Source organism: Paraburkholderia sp. SIMBA_054 (assembly GCF_046534875.1).
GTDB classification, from domain to species: domain Bacteria; phylum Pseudomonadota; class Gammaproteobacteria; order Burkholderiales; family Burkholderiaceae; genus Paraburkholderia; species Paraburkholderia hospita.
Genome location: NZ_JAWRXV010001722.1, coordinates 1 through 236 on the forward strand (window position 1 = coordinate 1; position 236 = coordinate 236).

The following is a 236-nucleotide window of genomic DNA, read 5'->3' on the forward strand; positions in this document are numbered from 1 at the left end:
CGTGGCACAATGACGGCCTCATTCCGTCCGTCTGCGTTTTCTGCCTCATGACTTCTCTCTCCGAACTCGCGCAAGGACAGCAGTACCCTGCCGCCGCGCTGTATGTGGTGGCCACGCCGATCGGCAACGTCGCCGACATCACGCTGCGCGCGCTGCATGTGCTAGGTCTTGTCGACCGCATCGCCGCGGAAGACACACGCAACACCGGTCAGTTGCTCGCGCGTTATGGCATCTCG

Annotated in this window: 1 pseudogene; it reads left to right on the forward strand. The window is 62.7% G+C overall.

Going from position 1 to position 236, the window contains the following annotated elements:
• Positions 1 to 47 precede the first annotated feature (47 nt).
• Positions 48 to 236 (forward strand): annotated as a pseudogene (locus SB822_RS60990) (rRNA (cytidine-2'-O-)-methyltransferase); the annotation flags it as partial.